The sequence below is a fragment of the Vibrio sp. S234-5 genome, from assembly GCF_000960595.1.
Classification (GTDB): Bacteria; Pseudomonadota; Gammaproteobacteria; order Enterobacterales; family Vibrionaceae; genus Vibrio.
In genome coordinates, this window is the sequence record NZ_JZAM01000019.1 from 1 (window position 1) to 563 (window position 563).

The window sequence follows — 563 nt, forward strand, 5'->3', positions numbered from 1 at the left end:
AGTAGAGGGTGTGAACAACCGAATAAAGACGCTGAACAAAGTCGCCTATGGGTATCGTGATTGGGAATTTTTTGAGTTAAAAATCAAAGCCAGTCATGAGGCGAAGTATCGATTTTCCGGATGAACCAGATTTTCATTATTGTTGCTATCTGTCTGATTTAGCCGTTGATGAAAGCGTTCAATCCAATGGTATAGGTAAATATCTGATCTTAGTGACTAAAGAAGAGTTGAGCCAAAGCTGTAAATTGGTTTTACTGTCAGCGCCGAAAGCGCAAGGTTATTATCCGAAAATTGGTTTTGAAGCTCATAATAGCGCATGGGTTTTATCTAGTCCTGAACAGTTGAAAATCAATTAAATCAAGGTGTTATTTGCTTATAACAAAGCGTTTAAGAGGGACGGCCAACGCGTGGCATTTTTATTATGCGTTGTTTTTTGGTATCCGCCCCATGAACCCACGGGGCGATATTGTTAGTGTTTGAAGTTCCAAGGCAGGAGTGCATCGATATCAGGTTCCGCTTTCGCTAACTCCTGCATGCACTTGACCATGTAGTCGTAAAGGATA

1 protein-coding gene and 1 pseudogene are annotated in these 563 nt (G+C 41.0%); both read left to right on the plus strand.

Annotated elements, in window-relative coordinates:
- The coding region (locus UF06_RS23320) for a transposase (RefSeq protein WP_045569239.1) at nt 1–124 on the plus strand (124 nt) is incomplete at its 5' end.
- Between the two features lie 4 nt (nt 125–128).
- Nucleotides 129–356 (plus strand): annotated as a pseudogene (locus tag UF06_RS00080) (GNAT family N-acetyltransferase); the annotation flags it as partial.
- Between the last annotated feature and the right edge of the window lie 207 nt (nt 357–563).